Origin of the sequence: Globicatella sp. HMSC072A10 (assembly GCF_001811625.1) — a bacterium.
Classification (GTDB): Bacteria; Bacillota; Bacilli; order Lactobacillales; family Aerococcaceae; genus Globicatella; species Globicatella sanguinis.
Window position 1 is genome coordinate 8,960 of sequence record NZ_KV805798.1, and the last position, 18,211, is coordinate 27,170.

The 18,211-nt window shown below is 35.6% G+C and carries 10 protein-coding genes and 1 pseudogene; 10 read left to right on the forward strand and 1 reads right to left on the reverse strand.

Annotated elements, in window-relative coordinates; translation table 11 throughout:
* Positions 1-249 precede the first annotated feature (249 nt).
* The 4 genes from ylqF (at position 250) to topA (ending at position 5,040) form a co-directional block, all read left to right on the forward strand.
* Entirely contained in the window at positions 250-1,119 is an 870-nt protein-coding gene (gene ylqF, locus HMPREF2811_RS09215; RefSeq protein ID WP_256388714.1) for a ribosome biogenesis GTPase YlqF, read from the forward strand.
* The gene (locus HMPREF2811_RS09220; protein ID WP_071409079.1) at positions 1,112-1,900 is read left to right on the forward strand and encodes a ribonuclease HII; all 789 of its coding nucleotides are present in this window, start codon (positions 1,112-1,114) and stop codon (positions 1,898-1,900) included. Before ylqF ends, HMPREF2811_RS09220 begins: the two co-directional genes overlap by 8 nt.
* A 46-nt stretch (positions 1,901-1,946) precedes the next feature.
* Positions 1,947-2,846: a DNA-processing protein DprA gene (dprA, locus tag HMPREF2811_RS09225; RefSeq protein ID WP_071409080.1), complete on the forward strand. Its 900-nt coding sequence runs from the start codon at positions 1,947-1,949 to the stop codon at positions 2,844-2,846.
* Between the two features lie 133 nt (positions 2,847-2,979).
* Complete coding sequence (gene topA, locus HMPREF2811_RS09230) at positions 2,980-5,040, forward strand: type I DNA topoisomerase (RefSeq protein WP_071409081.1); 2,061 nt, start codon at positions 2,980-2,982, stop codon at positions 5,038-5,040.
* A 285-nt stretch (positions 5,041-5,325) separates the two neighbouring features.
* Here the strand turns inward: topA and HMPREF2811_RS09235 are convergent, their stop codons facing one another.
* The gene (locus HMPREF2811_RS09235) at positions 5,326-6,486 is read right to left on the reverse strand and encodes a helix-turn-helix transcriptional regulator (protein WP_071409082.1); all 1,161 of its coding nucleotides are present in this window, start codon (positions 6,484-6,486) and stop codon (positions 5,326-5,328) included.
* Positions 6,487-6,775: 289 nt separating this feature from the next.
* On the opposite strand from HMPREF2811_RS09235, the pseudogene HMPREF2811_RS09240 reads away from it, so the two are divergent.
* The 6 genes and pseudogenes from HMPREF2811_RS09240 to adhE all read left to right on the forward strand — a co-directional run bounded on the left by HMPREF2811_RS09240 (position 6,776) and on the right by adhE (position 17,741).
* Positions 6,776-10,278, forward strand: a pseudogene (locus HMPREF2811_RS09240) (pyruvate carboxylase).
* 30 nt (positions 10,279-10,308) lie between these two features.
* A complete protein-coding gene (locus HMPREF2811_RS09245) occupies positions 10,309-11,496 on the forward strand; it encodes a CapA family protein (RefSeq protein ID WP_071409083.1) in 1,188 nt (395 codons plus the stop codon).
* 262 nt (positions 11,497-11,758) lie between these two features.
* Entirely contained in the window at positions 11,759-13,615 is a 1,857-nt protein-coding gene (locus HMPREF2811_RS09250; RefSeq protein WP_071409084.1) for a hypothetical protein, read from the forward strand.
* 140 nt (positions 13,616-13,755) lie between these two features.
* On the forward strand, positions 13,756-14,115 hold the full coding sequence (traF, locus tag HMPREF2811_RS09255; protein ID WP_071409085.1) for a DUF6568 family protein: 360 nt from the start codon (positions 13,756-13,758) through the stop codon (positions 14,113-14,115).
* 1 nt (position 14,116) lies between these two features.
* Entirely contained in the window at positions 14,117-14,608 is a 492-nt protein-coding gene (locus HMPREF2811_RS09260) for a hypothetical protein (RefSeq protein WP_071409086.1), read from the forward strand.
* A 490-nt stretch (positions 14,609-15,098) separates the two neighbouring features.
* Complete coding sequence (adhE, locus tag HMPREF2811_RS09265; protein ID WP_071409087.1) at positions 15,099-17,741, forward strand: bifunctional acetaldehyde-CoA/alcohol dehydrogenase; 2,643 nt, start codon at positions 15,099-15,101, stop codon at positions 17,739-17,741.
* The last annotated feature ends 470 nt before the right edge of the window (positions 17,742-18,211 follow it).

Sequence of the window (18,211 nt, forward strand, 5' to 3'; positions counted from 1 at the left end):
GGTCTACTCCCAACTGTGCGAGGTTGAACAGATGAATATAAAATCATTTCAGTTCTATTTCTTGCCTAATCCTATATTTAAACACTAAACCAATAATAAAGACAACCGAATGAATGTTTATAACAATCTATGAACCAATAAAGACAACAATTTGTTAGTTAAGTCAATCGCTGGCGCAATAATTTCAGATATAAATCAAGTCCTATTTATGGTACAATTGACTAGAATAATTGTAGAAAGGATGATAATGTGACTTCGAGTAATATTCAATGGTTTCCTGGTCATATGGCGAAAGCTAGACGAGAAGCGAATGAAAAATTAAATTTAGTTGATATTGTGATTGAATTGGTCGATGCACGCATTCCTGAATCGAGTCGTAATCCAATGATTGATGAGATTGTCGGTCAAAAACCGCGTGTACTAGTCTTAAATAAGGCTGATTTAGCAGATAAACGTATGACACAACAATGGATTGATTATTATCAAGATTTAGGTTTTCCTGCTGTAGCGATTGATGCACAGCATAATGTGGGGTTAAAACAGTTAATGAAGATTTGTAATGAAATCATGCAACCATATTTTGAAAAGCAAAAAGCCAAAGGAGTTAAACCACGTGCAATCCGTTTAATGATTTTAGGGATTCCTAACGTAGGTAAATCGACTTTAATTAATCGTTTCGTTGGTAAAAATCAAGCGATTACCGGTAATAAACCAGGCGTTACCAAGGCGCAACGTTGGCTAAAGATGGGGAAAGATTTTGAATTATTAGATACGCCCGGGATTTTATGGCCTAAATTTGAGGATCCTGTAGTCGGTCAAAAATTAGCGATTACCGGTGCTATTAAAGATCAATTACTGCATATGGATGATATTGCGTTAGCTTTGATTGATATTATCCGCAATCGCTATGCCGATATTTTAATTGAACGTTATAAATTAACTGAGGAACAAGTACAAGCTGAAACGAGCGTTAATCTTTTACTCGCAATGACAGAAAAAATGGGCTTGAAAGAAGATTATATGACGGCAGCGGAGCGTTTTATTTTCGATTATCGTCAAAATAAATTAGGGTCATTAACATTAGACACACCGTATCATGAGGTGTCATTTGATGACTAATTCCTTTTCTATTCAAGTAATTAAAGAATTAATCGATTCGTTTCAAACAATGGAAGAATTGCAGGCGACTGATTTATTAAAAGATGAGCGTAAAGGTGTGCAAAAGTTAATTCAACAGTTTGAAAAACGTTTAACACGAGAAGCATTAGTTAAAGAAGAACATTTACAACGTTTGAGTATTGAAAATAAACTTAGAACACAAGGATTTCAATATATTGCCGGCATTGATGAAGTGGGGCGGGGACCTTTAGCTGGGCCAGTTGTGACAGCAGCCGTTATTTTACCAGAAGATTGTGATGCCTTAATGGGTGTGAATGATTCTAAACAGTTAAGTCATGAAAAACGAGCTCATTTTGTTGACTTAATCAAGGCAACGGCTTTAGCTTATTCTATCACGGTAACGTCTGTTGCAGAAATCGATCAGTTTAATATTTATGAAGCCACTAGACGTTCAATGTTGGAATCAGTTCAAAAACTAACGTTACAACCAGATTTTTTATTACTAGATGCTATGAAAATTGATTCGCCTTTACCACAAGAATCTATCATAAAAGGGGATCAACGTTCTTTGTCGATAGCAGCTGCGAGTATTTTAGCTAAGGAATATCGTGATCAGTTAATGATAGATTATGGTAAAGAGTATCCAGAATTTGGTTTTGAAAAACATATGGGATATGGTACCAAATTACATTTGGCAGCTTTGGCTGAATTTGGTTATACTCCTATTCACCGTCAATCGTTTTCACCTGTAGCTCAAACGCTTAAAATTTATAAAAAATGATTCTATTCATCCATGCGTATTTACTTATTAAGGAGAGTGAATACACATGGATTTATCTATTAAAGAGCAAATGATTGGTTTGATATATTCAGGGGTTAATTATCGATCACAAAAATGCTACTTGTCTTATTTATTTCAAGAACACTTACAACAAGAAGCTTTACCAATAAAAGAGATTTATCAAATTATTAAAATGTTACGGCTTAATCACCAATTCACGGATCAAAAAGTGATTGATTGGCAAGTGGCTGAATTGGCATATTTCAAACAATTAGCAAAATCGACGATTATTTTTGGTGAAGCTCACTATCCACCTCTGTGGTATCAATTGGCGCAACCACCTTTATTGCTCTTTTATCAAGGGGATTTATCTTGTTTAAATCGTCCTTTGGTGTCAATCGTAGGTTCACGGCAGACCACGGAATATGGTCGAATGATGACGGAGTCATTAGTAACTGCTTTTGCCAAAGAAGGTTGGGGTGTAGTTTCGGGCTTGGCGCGTGGTATCGATCGGATTGTGCATGAGACAGCGTTAGCTTATCATTCAAGAAGCACTGTCGCCTTGATTGCTAGTGGCCTTAATCGCACCTATCCGCGTGAACACCAGGCGCTTCAACAAAACTTAGCCAAAAATCATTTAGTGATTTCAGAATATCTACCAGATAGTCCGCCCTTAAAGCATCATTTTATTATGCGCAATCGCTTAATAGCGGGGATTTCACCGATTACTTGTGTGATGGAAGCCGCTCAAAAGAGCGGAAGTTTAATCACTGCTAATTATGCTTTGCAGTGTAATCGTGAAGTATTTGCTTTACCGGGGCGCGTGATTGATAAGCAATCTCAAGGCTGCAATCAATTAATTGCCAGTGGCGCGTATCCTATTTTAAATGTCTCGGAAACAGTGGCTGACATTCGCCAATTATTTAAAAATCAACATTATTTTTAATATTTATATTTGACAACCTGTCTTCTTTCCTATAATATGGTTAACGATTTGAATTAAAAAAATAACGAGTCAGTTTTTGACTATATAATAGAAGGAAAAATTCAAAAAGATTGAAAGAAAGGCAGGTGCGATAATGTCTACCTATAAAAATCTAGTCATTGTCGAGTCGCCAACAAAAGCGAAAACTATTGATCGCTATCTTGGAAAAAATTATAAAGTTGTTGCCAGTAAAGGGCATTTACGCGATCTACCTAAAAGTAAAATGGGAGTTGATATCGAAAATAATTTCGAACCTCATTATATTAGTATTAGGGGACGCGGCGACACGATTAAAGAATTAAGAAAATTGGCGAAAAACTCTGAAAAAGTTTATCTTGCAGCCGACCCGGACCGTGAAGGTGAAGCTATTGCATGGCATTTATGCCACTTATTAAATTTAGATTTAGATGCAGAAAATCGAGTGGTCTTTAACGAAATTACTAAAGATACTGTTAAGGAAGCATTCAAAACGCCACGTAAAATAAATCAAGACTTAGTAGATGCACAACAAGCACGTCGTATTTTAGACCGTGTAGTAGGGTATTCTATTTCACCTTTATTATGGAAGAAAATTAAAGGCGGTCTATCAGCTGGACGTGTACAATCAGCTACTCTAAAAATTATTATCGATCGTGAAAAAGAAATTCGTAATTTCAAACCTGAAGAGTATTGGAAAATTCCAGCAAAATTTAGTAAAGGTCGTCAAAAATTTGAAGCAGAATTTTACGGTATGGATGGTAAGAAGATGGATTTACCAGATGAAGCCGCTGTTCAACAGGTGATGAAACGTTTGGATGAAACAGCACCTTTCAAGGTCACCAATATCGAAGAGAAAGAACGTTTACGTAAATCTTCACCACCCTTTACTACCAGTACCTTACAACAGGAAGCATCTAATCGATTGAATTTTAGAACCAGTAAAACGATGATGGTTGCACAACAATTGTATGAAGGGATTACGATTGGACGCCAAACTGTTGGTTTGATTACTTATATGCGTACCGATTCAACGCGTATCGCACCTTCTGCACAGTCTGCTGCATACGAATTTATTCGTGAGAATTATGGTCCACAATATAATGGTAAATCTAGAGCAACTAAAAACAGTAGTGGAGCCCAAGATGCCCATGAAGCCATTCGACCATCTAATCCAGCAATGACGCCGGACAGCATTAGTGATTCGTTGACTAAAGATCAACTGAGATTGTATTCACTTATTTGGGCACGTTTTATGGCGAGTCAAATGGCTGATGCAGTGTATGATACGATTCGTTGTGATATTGATCAAAACCAAGTTCAATTTAGAGCATCAGGATCACGCATCAAATTTGATGGATTCTTAAAAGTTTATCCAAGTAAAGCGAAAGACAATTACTTACCAGAATTAACTGTCGGTGACGAAGTAAAAGCTGTTGATTTAGAGCCTAAACAACATTTTACTCAACCTCCAGCACGTTATAATGAAGCAAGTTTAATTAAGACTTTAGAAGAAAAAGGCATTGGTCGTCCGTCAACTTATTCACCTACAATCGAAACATTACGCAAGCGTTACTATGTTAAGATGGTTGCGAAACGCTTTGAGCCAACTGAATTGGGTGAGATTGTCAATGATGTGATGTCAGAGTTCTTCCCACAGATAGTCGACACAGACTTTACTGCAGAAATGGAACATGAACTGGATTCCATTGAAGAAGGTAAAGAACAATGGGTCAATGTATTAAGTAAGTTCTATGATGATTTTGAAACGGATTTAACGAAAGCCGAATCAAAAATCGAAAAGATTGAAATCAAAGACGAACCAGCAGGGTATGATTGTCCGGAATGTGGCAATCCAATGGTCGTTAAAATTGGTCGTTATGGTAAATTCCATGCGTGTAGTAACTTCCCAGATTGCCGTCATACCGAAGCCATCGTGAAGAAAGTTGGCGTAAAATGTCCTCTTTGTCACGAAGGTGAAATTATTGAGCGACAATCGAAGAAAAATCGTATCTTCTATGGATGCGATCGTTATCCTGCTTGTGAGTTTGTCTCTTGGGACAAACCAATTGCACGTAACTGTCCAAAATGTGACCACTACCTTGTAGAAAAAACGACTCGTAAAGGTCGCGAAGTAAAATGTAGTAACTGTGATTACCAAGAAGAGGTAGAATCATAATATTAATCAAAAAAGCAGTCAAGCAAATGGAAAATTAATCCATTGGCAGACTGCTTTTTTATGCTATAAAAGGAGTCAAATAATAAACTTGTATTATAGAAAATTAATTTTTTGTTCTTAAATGGGAATATTTGAAAAACAACGCACCTGTTATTTAAATGTTATCTTTGTATCATTAATAATAGCTAGGTTATCGCCATTATTTCATTTATAAAGTGATAGTTTAAGTCAACTATTCGGTCAATGCTTTTTAACTATAATAATCATATGTAACAAATAATGATATTACATGCGTTTTGAATAGCCCTTTGCATATTCCGATGGGCTCATATTAAAAGCTTTGCTGAACGCTCGAGAAAAATATTGAATCGAACCATATCCTAATTCAGTCGCGATTTGTGTAATCGATAAATTAGATTCACGAATTAATTGACGACTTTTTTCTAATCGTTGTTGGTTAATATAACTTTTTGGTGTGGTATGTTCATATTTATTAAACAACTGTTGCAAAGTAGAGCGTGATAGGTTGAATTCATTGACAAGATCACTCACTTTTAAGGCTACGATATCGCTTTGATGGATGTAATCGATTATTTCATTGAATATATCACTTTCATAGCGTTCACGCATAATTGTTGAACTAGATTCGTTGTTATTTTGATGCAATGACTGATGGAGTGCAAAGACGAGATTATCCAATTGATTCCAAACTTTATCGGCACCTAATGGTAAACTCAAGTCCTGATGCAAGACATCATATAACGGAGCTAGATATTCTGTCGCATTGATTAAGTTCTTAATTAATGCTGAGTCGATGCCTTCTGCAGTAAAACGGATCGAATGCGTAAGTGTGCGTTTGTCAGCGTGATGAAATCTTATACTTGGTGTATCTGGTGGTAAAATCATTAAGTGGCCTTTAGTTAAAGTATGAACCGTATGATTAATTTCAATGTTGAATTGTCCCGACTCTACGATAATGATTTCAAAATGAGATTGCTTAACAAATTTTTTGCGGTAGTCTTCTGAGTAAAGCGTACTAACAGTGGATACAATGGTTAACAAATTAAAGGATACAGGTGTTGATTGGGCAGTAAAAATCTTATCTAATTTGATATAAGAAGGTTCTGCTTTGATTTGGGTTGATAGGTTGACAGTCGCACTGGAAGAAAGGCATAAGACATTGAACTCAATCCCTTTTCTTAAAGTGACTTCCGATTCAATTAGATAAGTTTGAAATCGATCTGTTTCGGCTATTTTAATGACTAATAATGTTAAGCCCTTGATGGGAGTGATTTTAACCGGCACTTCAAAATGGAACAGTGTTTGCGTATGATTGGCATTTAAGTTGATTTGACGATGATAGATATATTCCTTAGTTGAAGAGGGATTCTTTGGATTTTCAAAAAAATAAGCGGTATGATCAAACTTTTGATTAGTAAAATACATTCCAATGACCTCCATGAGTTTTTGATAATACTATTATATACTAATAAAGATAAATTATCATCTTTAATTATCTAATTTTGACAATCATTTCTTTGATAAAGACAATTGACCGTATGAGTGGATTATTTATTATTTAAAGAAATCATTAAATTTAAAAATAAATGAGAAACTTTCTCATTTTGTGCTATAATACTCCTATATATTCCATAAGTTTTCGTGAGTGAAATGATGCTTACCAATTTACTTGGATGAATAGACAGAAGATGTAGACCAACGAGGAGGATTTATCATGAATAAAATTAAGAAAGTGCTAATCGCCAATCGTGGAGAGATTGCGATTCGCATTGGACGTGCATGTAAGGAGCTTGGCATTAACACTGTTAGTATTTACTCAAAGGAAGATATTGGCACCTTGCATCGTCAAAATCGGATGAATCTTACTTAATTGGGGAAGATTTAGGTCCTATCGAAGCGTACCTAGATATTGAAGGAATTATTGCCTTAGCAAAAGAAAAATCAGTCGATGCGATACATCCTGGGTATGGATTTTTAAGTGAAAATGAAACTTTTGCTAGAAGATGTCAAGAAGAGGGAATTATTTTTATTGGACCCGAGTTAAGACATTTAGAAATGTTTGGTAATAAAACCCGTGCACGCGAAACAGCGATTAGTGGTGGACTGCCAGTTATTCCAGGAAGTGAGGGTATAATTCAATCTCTTGCAGAAGCTGAAGCGTTTGCGGCAACAACCGGTTACCCATTAATGATTAAAGCAGTCAGTGGTGGTGGCGGCAAAGGAATGCGTATCGTTCATTCGGCTAGTGAATTTGCTGAGAGTTATGAACGAGCAAAGTCTGAAGCTAAGTCATCTTTTGGTGATGATCGCTTATATATAGAAAAATATATTGCCAATCCTAAACATATCGAAGTGCAAATATTAGGGGATCAACACGGCAATGTCATTCATTTATATGAACGAGATTGTTCAATCCAAAGACGCCATCAAAAAGTAGTGGAAGTGGCTCCTTCGTTCGGCTTGCAACCAGAGATGCGTCAAAAATTAACAGATGCTTCCTTGCAATTAATGCAACATGTCGGGTATGTTAATGCGGGTACGGTAGAGTTTTTAGTAGCCGATGATGAATTTTACTTTATTGAGGTCAACCCGCGTGTCCAAGTAGAACATACTATTACTGAATTAGTAACAGGCGTTGATATCGTGAAAACACAAATTCAAATTGCCGATGGTGAAAGTTTATTTGGCGAGGAGATTGGTATTCCACCACAAGACCAAATAGTGACAAGAGGATATGCCATTCAATGTCGTATTACGACTGAAGACCCATTAAATGATTTTGCACCGGATTCTGGCACTATCGTCAGTTATCAATCGCCAGGCGGAACAGGAATTCGTCTAGATGCTGGTGATGCCTTTTCGGGTTCAATGATTACACCGTATTATGATTCGCTTTTAGTCAAAATATCATCTTATGCTATTCATAAAAAAGGTGCGATTGTTAAAATGTCACGTGCATTGGATGAAATTCAAATTTCAGGTGTTAAAACGAATATTCGTTTCCTAGAAAATATTATTCATCATCCTGACTTTATGTTAGGAGACTATCATACTAACTTTATTGCTGAGAAAGTTGAGTTGTTTGACTTTGTTCCTCCACGAGAACGAGGAGTAAAATTACTTAAATATATTGCCAATGTGACTGTCAATGGTTTTCCTGGTATTGAAAAGATAGATAAACCTGATTTTACAAGACGTGAAATACCGACTGTTGAAGGGGTTCGCTCTAGTATTCACCCAGCAAGCTTCAATAAAGCGAGTCGCAACCGATTAAAAACAGTCCCCTCAGCGATACAGCAACCTACTTGGAAGCAACTATTAGATGACAAGGGCCCAAGCGCAGTCTCTAAATTACTATTAGAAGAAAAATCGACACTATTAACCGATACCACTTTACGCGATGCTCATCAGTCCGTTTTAACGACTCGTATGAGAACAACCGATATGTTAAAAGTAGCACCGTACATTAATGCAACGATGAAAGATCATTTCTCACTTGAAATGTGGGGTGGTGCGACCTTTGATGTGGCTTATAATTTCTTAAAAGAAAGTCCATGGGAAAGATTACAGCAATTACGTGAATTAATTCCCGATATTCCATTCCAAATGTTATTGAGAGCCGCTAATGCAGTCGGTTATCAAAATTATCCAGACAATGTCGTTCAACGATTTATTAAAGAAAGTGCGCATGCTGGCATTGATGTTTTTCGTATTTTTGATTCATTAAACTGGGTCGAAGCCATGAAATTACCGATTGAAACGGCCTTGAAAACCGATAAATTTGTCGAAGGAACTTTGTGTTATACAGGAGATATTTTAAATCCAGAGCGTTCTTCTTTATATACATTAGAATATTATGTTAATTTAGCACGCGAACTTGAATCATTAGGCGTTCATGCGATTGCGATTAAAGATATGGCGGGACTATTAAAACCGGAGGCAGCTTATCAATTAGTTAAAGCCTTAAAAGAGGAAGTTGCTTTACCGATTCATCTACATACGCATGATACAGCTGGTAATGGTGTTTTAACTTATTCACGAGCAATTGATGCGGGCGTCGATATTGTTGATACCGCAAATCCAGCTTTAAGTGGTCAAAATTCGCAACCTAATGCCAATTCACTGTACTATGCCCGTCAAGGGACCAACCGACAAATCAAGTTGAATGTGGAAGCTAATGATGTGTTAACTGATTATTGGAAAGTGACACGTCAATATTATCGTCCATTTGAGACCGATTTAACAACAGCTTGGACACCGGTTTATCAATATGAAATGCCTGGTGGCCAATACTCAAATTTAAAGATGCAAGCTGAATCCCTAGGTTTAGGGGACCGCTTTGATGAAGTAAGTGCAATGTATCGTCGAGTGAATTTATTATTTGGGGATATTATTAAAGTAACACCTTCTTCTAAAGTTGTAGGTGATATGGCACTATTTATGGTACAAAATGATTTAGATGAAGCTTCAGTCATTGAAAAAGGGGATAAATTAGACTTTCCTGCTTCAGTTGTTTCCTTCTTTAAAGGCGAAATTGGTCAACCGGCAGGCAAGATGAACGAAGACCTACAAAAGGTTGTTTTAAAAGGAGAAGCTGCTTTCACTCAAAGACCGGGTGAATTGATGACGGAATTTGATTTTGAAGCATTGAGAGAGGACTTATCTAAACGGCTCTATACACCAGTAGACGAACAATTATTATTAAGTGGTGCTTTATATCCAAAAGTGACCCAAGAATTTCTTGATTTTGTTGAAAAATATGGTAAGGTAAGTGTGTTAGAGACACCAACTTTCTTCTATGGGATGAAACCCCATGAAACAATTTCAGTTGAGTTACAACCAGGAAAAACAATCAATATTGAATTGACTTCAATCGGTTCAGTTAAATCAAATGGCTTAAGGACAGTTTACTTTAACTTAAATGGACTATCACAAAAAGTTGAAGTCCATGATTTATCCGCCAAAACGACTGTGGATATTAGACCATTGGCCGACCGTCAAAATGATAACCATATTGCAGCTCAAATGCCCGGAACTGTATTTGCTATTAAAGTTAAAGAAGGCGACCAAGTTGAAGCGGGACAATTATTGATTATTACGGAAGCAATGAAGATGGAGACATCGATTGTTGCGACTAAACCGGGTGTGGTGAAGAAATTGTACATCCAAGAAAAAGATTCAATCAAAGCAGGGGAGTTATTGATTGAATTAGGCTAATAGTATTAAGATAAGAGAGAGAGCATATAGATGAAAAGATTAAGAAACATTTTGTTATTAAGTGCATTAACCTTATTAAATGTCGCTTGTCAAAGTCCAACTAGTAATTCTCAAGCCAATGATGCGCAAACGACTACGGTAAGTGCTCAAGATGCTACGACTACTGTAAGTACTGAAGAAGCGGATGAAGCAAACGCTGATGCTGAAGGGGAGACTCCAACTAAAGAAGGACGTTCAGTGACCATTCGTTCGATCGGTGATATTTTAATTCACGACTGGGTTTACGACAATGCAGCGACAGCTGATGGCTATGACTTTACTCCAATGTTTGAACCAATTAAAAAATATTTAGAAAATGCGGACATCACGACGGCTAATTTAGAGGTGATTGCTGCTGGTGATACTTACCCATTATCTACTTATCCAGCTTTTAATGCCCCTTCGGAAATTATTGATGCATTAAAAACGGTTGGGGTGGATATTGTCAATAATGCTACTAACCACTCAATGGACTTAGGAGCGGAAGGAGCTTATGCTTCAATTGAAGCTTTGAAAGAACGGGATATGCCTTATGTTGGTAGCTATGAAAGTTGGGATGATTATAATAATATGCGCGTTTTAGACGCGAATGGTGTTAAAGTAGGCTTCCTTTCTTATAGTTATGGTGCAAATGGGAATTATATTCCTGAAGATCAAGCCTATCTATTAAGTTTAATTGATACGGATTTAATGCCATTAGAAGTTGAAGCTTTAAATAAAATTTCGGATATTTCAGTGGTGATGATTCACAATGGTGAAGAATATGATACATTACCTTCTGTCTATCAAGCCAATGTCAATAATGTCGTACGTAATGCTGGAGCGAATTTTATTTTAGGTGGTCATCCTCATGTACCACAACCGTTTATTGTTTATAACAAGCATCAAGCCGCGATGTTTTCTCATGGTAACTTCTTATCAGGTCAAGTCGAACAAGAAAACAAAGTAGGGGGAATTGCAGAGTATACCTTTACTGAAGTGGATGGCGAATTTGAAATTAGTAAAATACGTTTTATGCCGACCTATTGTATCGGTGCTCAATTCGAAGATTATTATGTCGTACCATTGGCTGATTGGGAACAATATGGCATTTACAATGGCGATGGTTTGTTTGCTGATTTAGAAGAGCGCATGACCTATTATTCAAACCTAGTTGAAGTGGTTGATTATTTAGACTAAATTTAAAGTAAGTGGCCTTCACCAAAGGCTAAATATAGTTCTCTAGAAAAGTCCCATGATTGTTTTAGATGCTATTTTAAGGATTATTGACTAATAAGATAAGAATTTTACCCTCTAGATTTATTTTATAATTAACGCTAGTAGGTAGGGTGGACCAACGAAGTGGAAATGATTTGATTTTCTACTTCTGGTCCACTCTTTTTTTATATGCTCAAAAGTATTTGGCATTATTTTTACGTACCTATTTCTAGGAGGGTGTACAATGAAAAAATGGCATTTAATTACATTGATAGTATTTTTAATCATGACGATAGTACCGCACACTGTGACAGCACAAGCCGTTGAGTTAGCTCAACCTTACCAATTAATTACTAACTGGGAAGGAGACATCATTAATCAGGAAAATTGTCAAATTTTAATCCAAAACCAGTTTAATCAAAGTGACAATATGAGTGAACTTAATCAATTGATAACAAATTATCAAACAACTTTATCCGAATTAGAAAGCGAATTTAATCGCTTAACCAGTGAAATTGAATCTCTCGAAAACAATGAAAACTATTCGATTACTCAAGCAACCAATACCTTAAATGAAGTCATCGAGGCAACTTATTTAATGCTAGAGACAACCGAACCGGAATTTAATAACTTTACAGAAGCGGAACAATTAAGTTTGGTGGAAATGGATCAAAATGTTATTGAGTGGCAACAATACTTGGCGGGAATTATTCAACAACAAAACGAAGTCATTGCTTCACGATCAATGGTCGAAACACAGTATCATGAGACCTTATATTTATTGGAAGTAGCTCAAAATCAATTAGCTGAAAATCAAATTGCTGATCAACAATTGAATCAATGTCTTCTTTATGCTTATTCTGTGCCTAAGATCAATGCGGAAAGTTTTTTAATTGATCACCAAATGAGTAGTTTAACCGAATATTTAGCTAATTTAGATTTCTATTTATCACAATTAGTACCATATCCTTATTATCAACTACGATTTGAAGACATTTATCAACAATTTACTCAAATTTTAACAATTGAGGAGATAACGCAAACACTTAACTTAAAAGGGAATATTCAGCTAGACGATGATTTGAAGAACGCCTATCAATATCGGGAAGAATTGAGCATTAATGATGTGATTCGCTTTGTCAGCATCGCACAAAATGATGTTTATCAAAGTCAAACCAGTGAAGATTATCTGATAAGATATCAAGAATTATTATTAATTAAAGAAGCACAATTTCTTTATTTTAGTCAAATTAACGCCAATGCATGGCAACTAATCAAAGATCATTTAGCAAATTTTTTAAATCATCAAGGTTATGCAAGTGATGATGCGATTGCTTTAGTACGTCAACTTAACCAGAAATATCAAGTAAAATTGGTCACCTTTAATGAAGCGACTCAAACTTGGCACCCGGTCGAAGCATCAACTACCGGTTATTTAGCAGAATATTATTACCGTGACATCGATTGGCATACGCTTGTAGAAGAAGAAAACCCGAGCGACATTGAAGTGGAAGATAATAATGCAATTACGGAATCATCAAATAATGAAGATACAAAAGAAGATGAATCAACCCATAATATAGTGGACAATTCATCTTACCAAGAGTCACCTTCATTAACTAAGCCATTATCGGGTTCAAGATATTCTGCTAATCGTAGTACGAATACCCAACAGGTACCATCGACAACAAAATCAAGTAATAACACTAATACGCTGGACAATATTAAAGCAAAATTAGCAACCAATCAAAAGACTAACAACAACAAGCAATCAAATTTAAATAAAAACAATACCTCAACAGAGAAATCGAATAATCAATCGTCGCAGAAAAAGACACAATCAAATAATAATCAATCGAGTGAAAAGAATCGTAATAATCAAGCAAGTGAAACAGAAGCCAATAAGACTAACAATCAGCAACAGTCATCCTCCAATGCAAATAAAAATCAAACGGTCCAATTACCAACAACTGGAGAACAACAAAGAGCCATGACTTGGGCATTGATTTTGTTAATGTTAGGTGCTACTTTAATCTTAATTTCAACTATTTATAAACGCAAGCAACGTCAAAAATTGGATGAGATTGATTTAGATGATTAAATAAAATTTTCATCATTTAAACTTTTTCGCTATATTTTTAGTTATGCATAATATTAACTCCAACATAATAATCAGTCCTCATTAAGTGAAATTCCCTTATAACTATGATACAATTTACTCATGTTATGGAGGTAGATAAAATGAATGAAATCGAAACTTATTTAGAACAAATTAAAGTATTTGAGGAAATTTCACCAGTCAAAGGGATTGAATTATTAGAACAAGAGGGGACAATTATTTATATCGGAAGAAAAACTTGTCCATACTGCCGTCGCTTTGTAAATAAATTAAATAAAGTGGCACAGGAGCATCAATATAAAATTTATTTAATAGATTCAGAAAGTGAAGAATATGATTTCAAAGATATTCAATCATTCCGCGAACAATTTAACATTCCGACTGTACCAGGATTTTTAGTTAAACAAGCTTCAGGTGTCGCAGTTCGTTGTGACAGTTCAATGACTGAAAAAGAAATCGTTCAAATGATAGAAGAGAAGTAAAATGAAAAAACTTCTCCTACTTTTAATCCTTTGTACATTTATTATTGGATGTGATAAGAAAGAGGAAGTGGAAACTGATCATTCTACGAGTGAAGCTACTATCGAGATGACTACCCAAACCCTTGAGGATACCTTAGCGGAAATTTCAACAACCTTAGAGGCGACCACTGAAGAAATAATATTAGCTGAAACTACTGAAGAAGTAACAACTGTAGTAGATACTACACCGCTGTCAGATGGTATTTATACCTCAACTGAAATTATTAATTGGAGTAGCCCGGTTAAGCCAGCAGAAAAAGGGCTGAAACGGATTATCAAAATACTGCAAGATAAAAAAGAATATTATGATGCGATTGAATATTTATTTTATGTCGAAAATATTAGACATAACCCGGAAGAGTATCATGTGCGTGTGATTCAAAATTTTTCAGATCAACAAATCGAAGTAGGTAACTTTATCTTACATGGTGAAGATGTGGAAACTCAAAATTAACAGATGGCATAAACAATAAGTAGGTTGAAATTAAAACTAAAGAATTAGGTCTTGGAGCCATATTTTTGTAAGAAGGATTAATAAAATAAATCCAAATATAAATTACATCATAAGTGACCACTCTTTTGTTATAAAAATAGACATTTAAAAAAGACTGAACCGAAAGTATTATTTTGGTTCAGTCTTTTTTGGCTAAATATTTCACAATCTAATTGCGATTAAGAGCACAATCTTTATGTAAGTAAAGGGAATAGTTTAAGAAAAACATTGTGAAATCACCTTATAAGAGTACCACGAATCGCTTCACAATAGGGAAAAAACGTCTAAAAATTTGATAGCGTTTTCATTATTTTGTTATCGTCATCGGCTTCTATCGAAAAAATTTTTATAAAAAATATGTGATTTTTTGCACAAAAGTCTTGACATAACATTGTGAAAAATGTAATATGTAGTTGTAAAGAAGAAACACCTATTGAGGAGGATTTAAAAAATGGCAGAAGTTGTAGAAAAAAACAAACAGCAAATTGCTGAAGAGCATGTCGATGGATTAGTAAAAAAAGCAGTGGTGGCATTAGAAGAATTCCGTCTTTTAGATCAAGAGCAAGTGGATTATATTGTCGCAAAAGCATCTGTTGCTGCATTAGATCAACATGGTGTTTTAGCAAAACACGCTTATGATGAAACAGGACGTGGTGTCTTTGAAGATAAAGCAACTAAAAACTTATTCGCTTGCGAACACGTTGTTAACAATATGCGTCATACTAAAACAGTTGGAATTATCTCAGAAGATGATGTTACAGGATTAACTTTAGTTGCTGAACCAGTCGGAGTTGTTTGTGGAATTACACCTACAACTAACCCAACTTCAACTGCAATCTTTAAATCATTAATCTCATTAAAAACACGTAACCCAATTGTTTTTGCATTTCACCCAGCAGCTCAAGAATCATCTGCACATGCAGCGAAAATTGTTTACGAAGCAGCAGTAGCAGCAGGTGCTCCTGAAAACTGTATTCAATGGATTACTTTACCTTCAATGGAAGCAACCTCTGCTTTAATGAATCATCCAAGCGTTGCAACTATCTTAGCAACAGGTGGTAACGCAATGGTTAAAGCCGCTTACTCTTGTGGTAAACCAGCATTAGGGGTAGGTGCAGGTAACGTACCAGCTTATGTTGAAAAAACAGCTAATGTTAAACAAGCCGCTTATGATATTGTGATGAGTAAATCATTTGATAATGGAATGGTTTGTGCTTCTGAACAAGCAGCCATTATTGATAAAGAAATTTACGATGAATTCTGTGACGAAATGAAGTCTTATCATACTTACTTCGTTAATAAAGATGAAAAAGCTAAATTAGAAGAATTCTGTTTCGGAGCAAAAGCAAATAGTAAAAACTGTGCCGATGCTAAATTAAATGCTGATATCGTTGGTAAACCTGCTACTTGGATTGCAGAACAAGCTGGATTTACTGTTCCAGAAGGAACAAATATTTTAGCAGCAGAAGTTTCAGAAGTAGGACCGAATGAACCTTTAACACGTGAAAAATTATCACCAGTGATTGCTATTCTAAAATCAGAAGATCAAGCAGATGGATTGAAGAAAGCTTGTCAAATGGTTGAGTTCAATGGTTTAGGACACTCAGCTGCTATCCATACTAATGATGAAGATTTAGTAAAAGAATTTGGACGTCAAGTTAAAGCAATTCGTGTTATTTGGAACTCACCTTCAACTTTTGGTGGTATTGGGGACGTTTATAATGCCTTCATTCCTTCATTAACTTTAGGATGTGGTTCTTATGGTGCCAACTCAGTTGGTGATAACGTTAGCGCAATCAATTTACTTAATATCAAAAAAGTGGGGAGACGTAGAAATAATATGCAATGGTTTAAAGTTCCTTCAAAAATCTATTTCGAACGTGATTCAATCCAATATTTACAAAAAATGCGTGATGTTGAAAAAGTATTTATTGTAACTGATGAAATGATGGTTAAATTAGGATTCTTACATAAGATTATCGAACAATTACATTTACGTCGTAATAAAGTGGTTTATCAAGTATTCTCTAACGTAGAACCAGATCCAGATATTTCAACTGTTCGTCGTGGTGCTGATCAAATGAAGAGCTTTGAACCTGATACAATTATTGCTTTAGGTGGGGGTTCTGTAATGGATGCTGCTAAAGTAATGTGGATGTTCTATGAGCAACCAGAAATCGACTTCCGTGACTTAGTACAAAAATTCATGGATATTCGTAAACGTGCTTTCAAATTCCCTGAATTGGGTGAAAAAGCAAAATACGTTGGTATCCCAACAACATCTGGTACGGGTTCAGAAGTGACACCATTTGCGGTTATTTCAGACAAGAAAAATAATATGAAATACCCATTAGCAGACTACTCATTAACACCAACTATTGCAATTATTGACCCTGCATTAGTAATGACAGTGCCAGATTTTGTAACAGCAGATACTGGTATGGACGTGTTAACGCATGCGATTGAAGCTTATACATCATTAATGGCGAATGATTATACTGATGGTTTAGCGTTACAAGCGATTAAGATTGTATTTGAATACTTAGAACGTTCTGTTAAAGAAGCAGACTTTGAATCTCGCGAGAAAATGCATAATGCTTCAACAATGGCTGGTATGGCATTTGCGAATGCATTCTTAGGAATTTCTCACTCAATGGCTCATAAGATTGGTGGATTCTTCCATACTGTCCATGGCCGTACAAATGCGATTCTATTACCGTATGTTATTCGTTACAATGGTACTCGTCCTGCAAAACAAGGTAACTGGCCAAAATATAACTACTATAAAGCAGATGTTCGTTACCAAGATATTGCACGCTTATTAGGACTTAAAGCTGATACACCAGAAGAAGCAGTTGCTAGCTTAGCTCAAGCAGTTTATGACTTAGGTGAACGTTGTGGTATCGAAATGAGTATTAAAGCTCAAGGTGTTGACGAAAAAGAATACATGGCACGTGCAGAAGAAATTGCTTATCTTGCTTATGAAGATCAATGTACACCTGTTAACCCACGTTTAGCATTAGTAAGTGATATGAAAGAAATCATCGAAGATGCTTACTATGGATATAAAGAACGCCCAGGTCGTTTAAAATAATTTAGTTGATAGATAATAATAAGAGCTTTGTGCTGATGCAGAGCACAAAGAACTCTTATTAACACGAAGCACAAAATAATTCGCTTCCTCTTCGTGTTAACTTCAATTGTGGACTAGTTTTTATGGGAGATAATATCTAGTCATTTAGTATCGGAATAGCCAATCGGCTATTCCGTTGTTTTTTTATTGGTAAAGAAAACTGGCCAAGTGTAGCATCGCTTGATTGGCCTATTATTAGTAAAAGGACGCTACAACTTTTAGTATGAACCCACAAGAAATAGGTTATTTATTGTGTGGACCTACTAAATATTTTGTGAGGAAAATGAATGTGGACAAGCGGCAAAAATTTTTCCTTTTTTTGCCCAATCTCTATTACTAAACAAAGCTATTTGAAGTATGTATAATAAGAAGTTTGCAAAGAGGCTGGGCATAAACTTAATAAATTTAGTTAAGATTATTGTTCATTAATT

Bases quoted from the DNA above. Each gene is read 5' to 3' on its own strand.
- adhE (WP_071409087.1), top strand. From the start codon at position 15,099: ATGGCAGAAGTTGTAGAAAAAAACAAACAGCAAATTGCTGAAGAGCAT.
- dprA (WP_071409080.1), top strand. From the start codon at position 1,947: ATGGATTTATCTATTAAAGAGCAAATGATTGGTTTGATATATTCAGGG.
- HMPREF2811_RS09245 (WP_071409083.1), top strand. From the start codon at position 10,309: ATGAAAAGATTAAGAAACATTTTGTTATTAAGTGCATTAACCTTATTA.
- HMPREF2811_RS09235 (WP_071409082.1), bottom strand. From the start codon at position 6,486: ATGTATTTTACTAATCAAAAGTTTGATCATACCGCTTATTTTTTTGAA.
- HMPREF2811_RS09220 (WP_071409079.1), top strand. From the start codon at position 1,112: ATGACTAATTCCTTTTCTATTCAAGTAATTAAAGAATTAATCGATTCG.
- topA (WP_071409081.1), top strand. From the start codon at position 2,980: ATGTCTACCTATAAAAATCTAGTCATTGTCGAGTCGCCAACAAAAGCG.
- HMPREF2811_RS09260 (WP_071409086.1), top strand. From the start codon at position 14,117: ATGAAAAAACTTCTCCTACTTTTAATCCTTTGTACATTTATTATTGGA.
- HMPREF2811_RS09250 (WP_071409084.1), top strand. From the start codon at position 11,759: ATGAAAAAATGGCATTTAATTACATTGATAGTATTTTTAATCATGACG.
- traF (WP_071409085.1), top strand. From the start codon at position 13,756: ATGAATGAAATCGAAACTTATTTAGAACAAATTAAAGTATTTGAGGAA.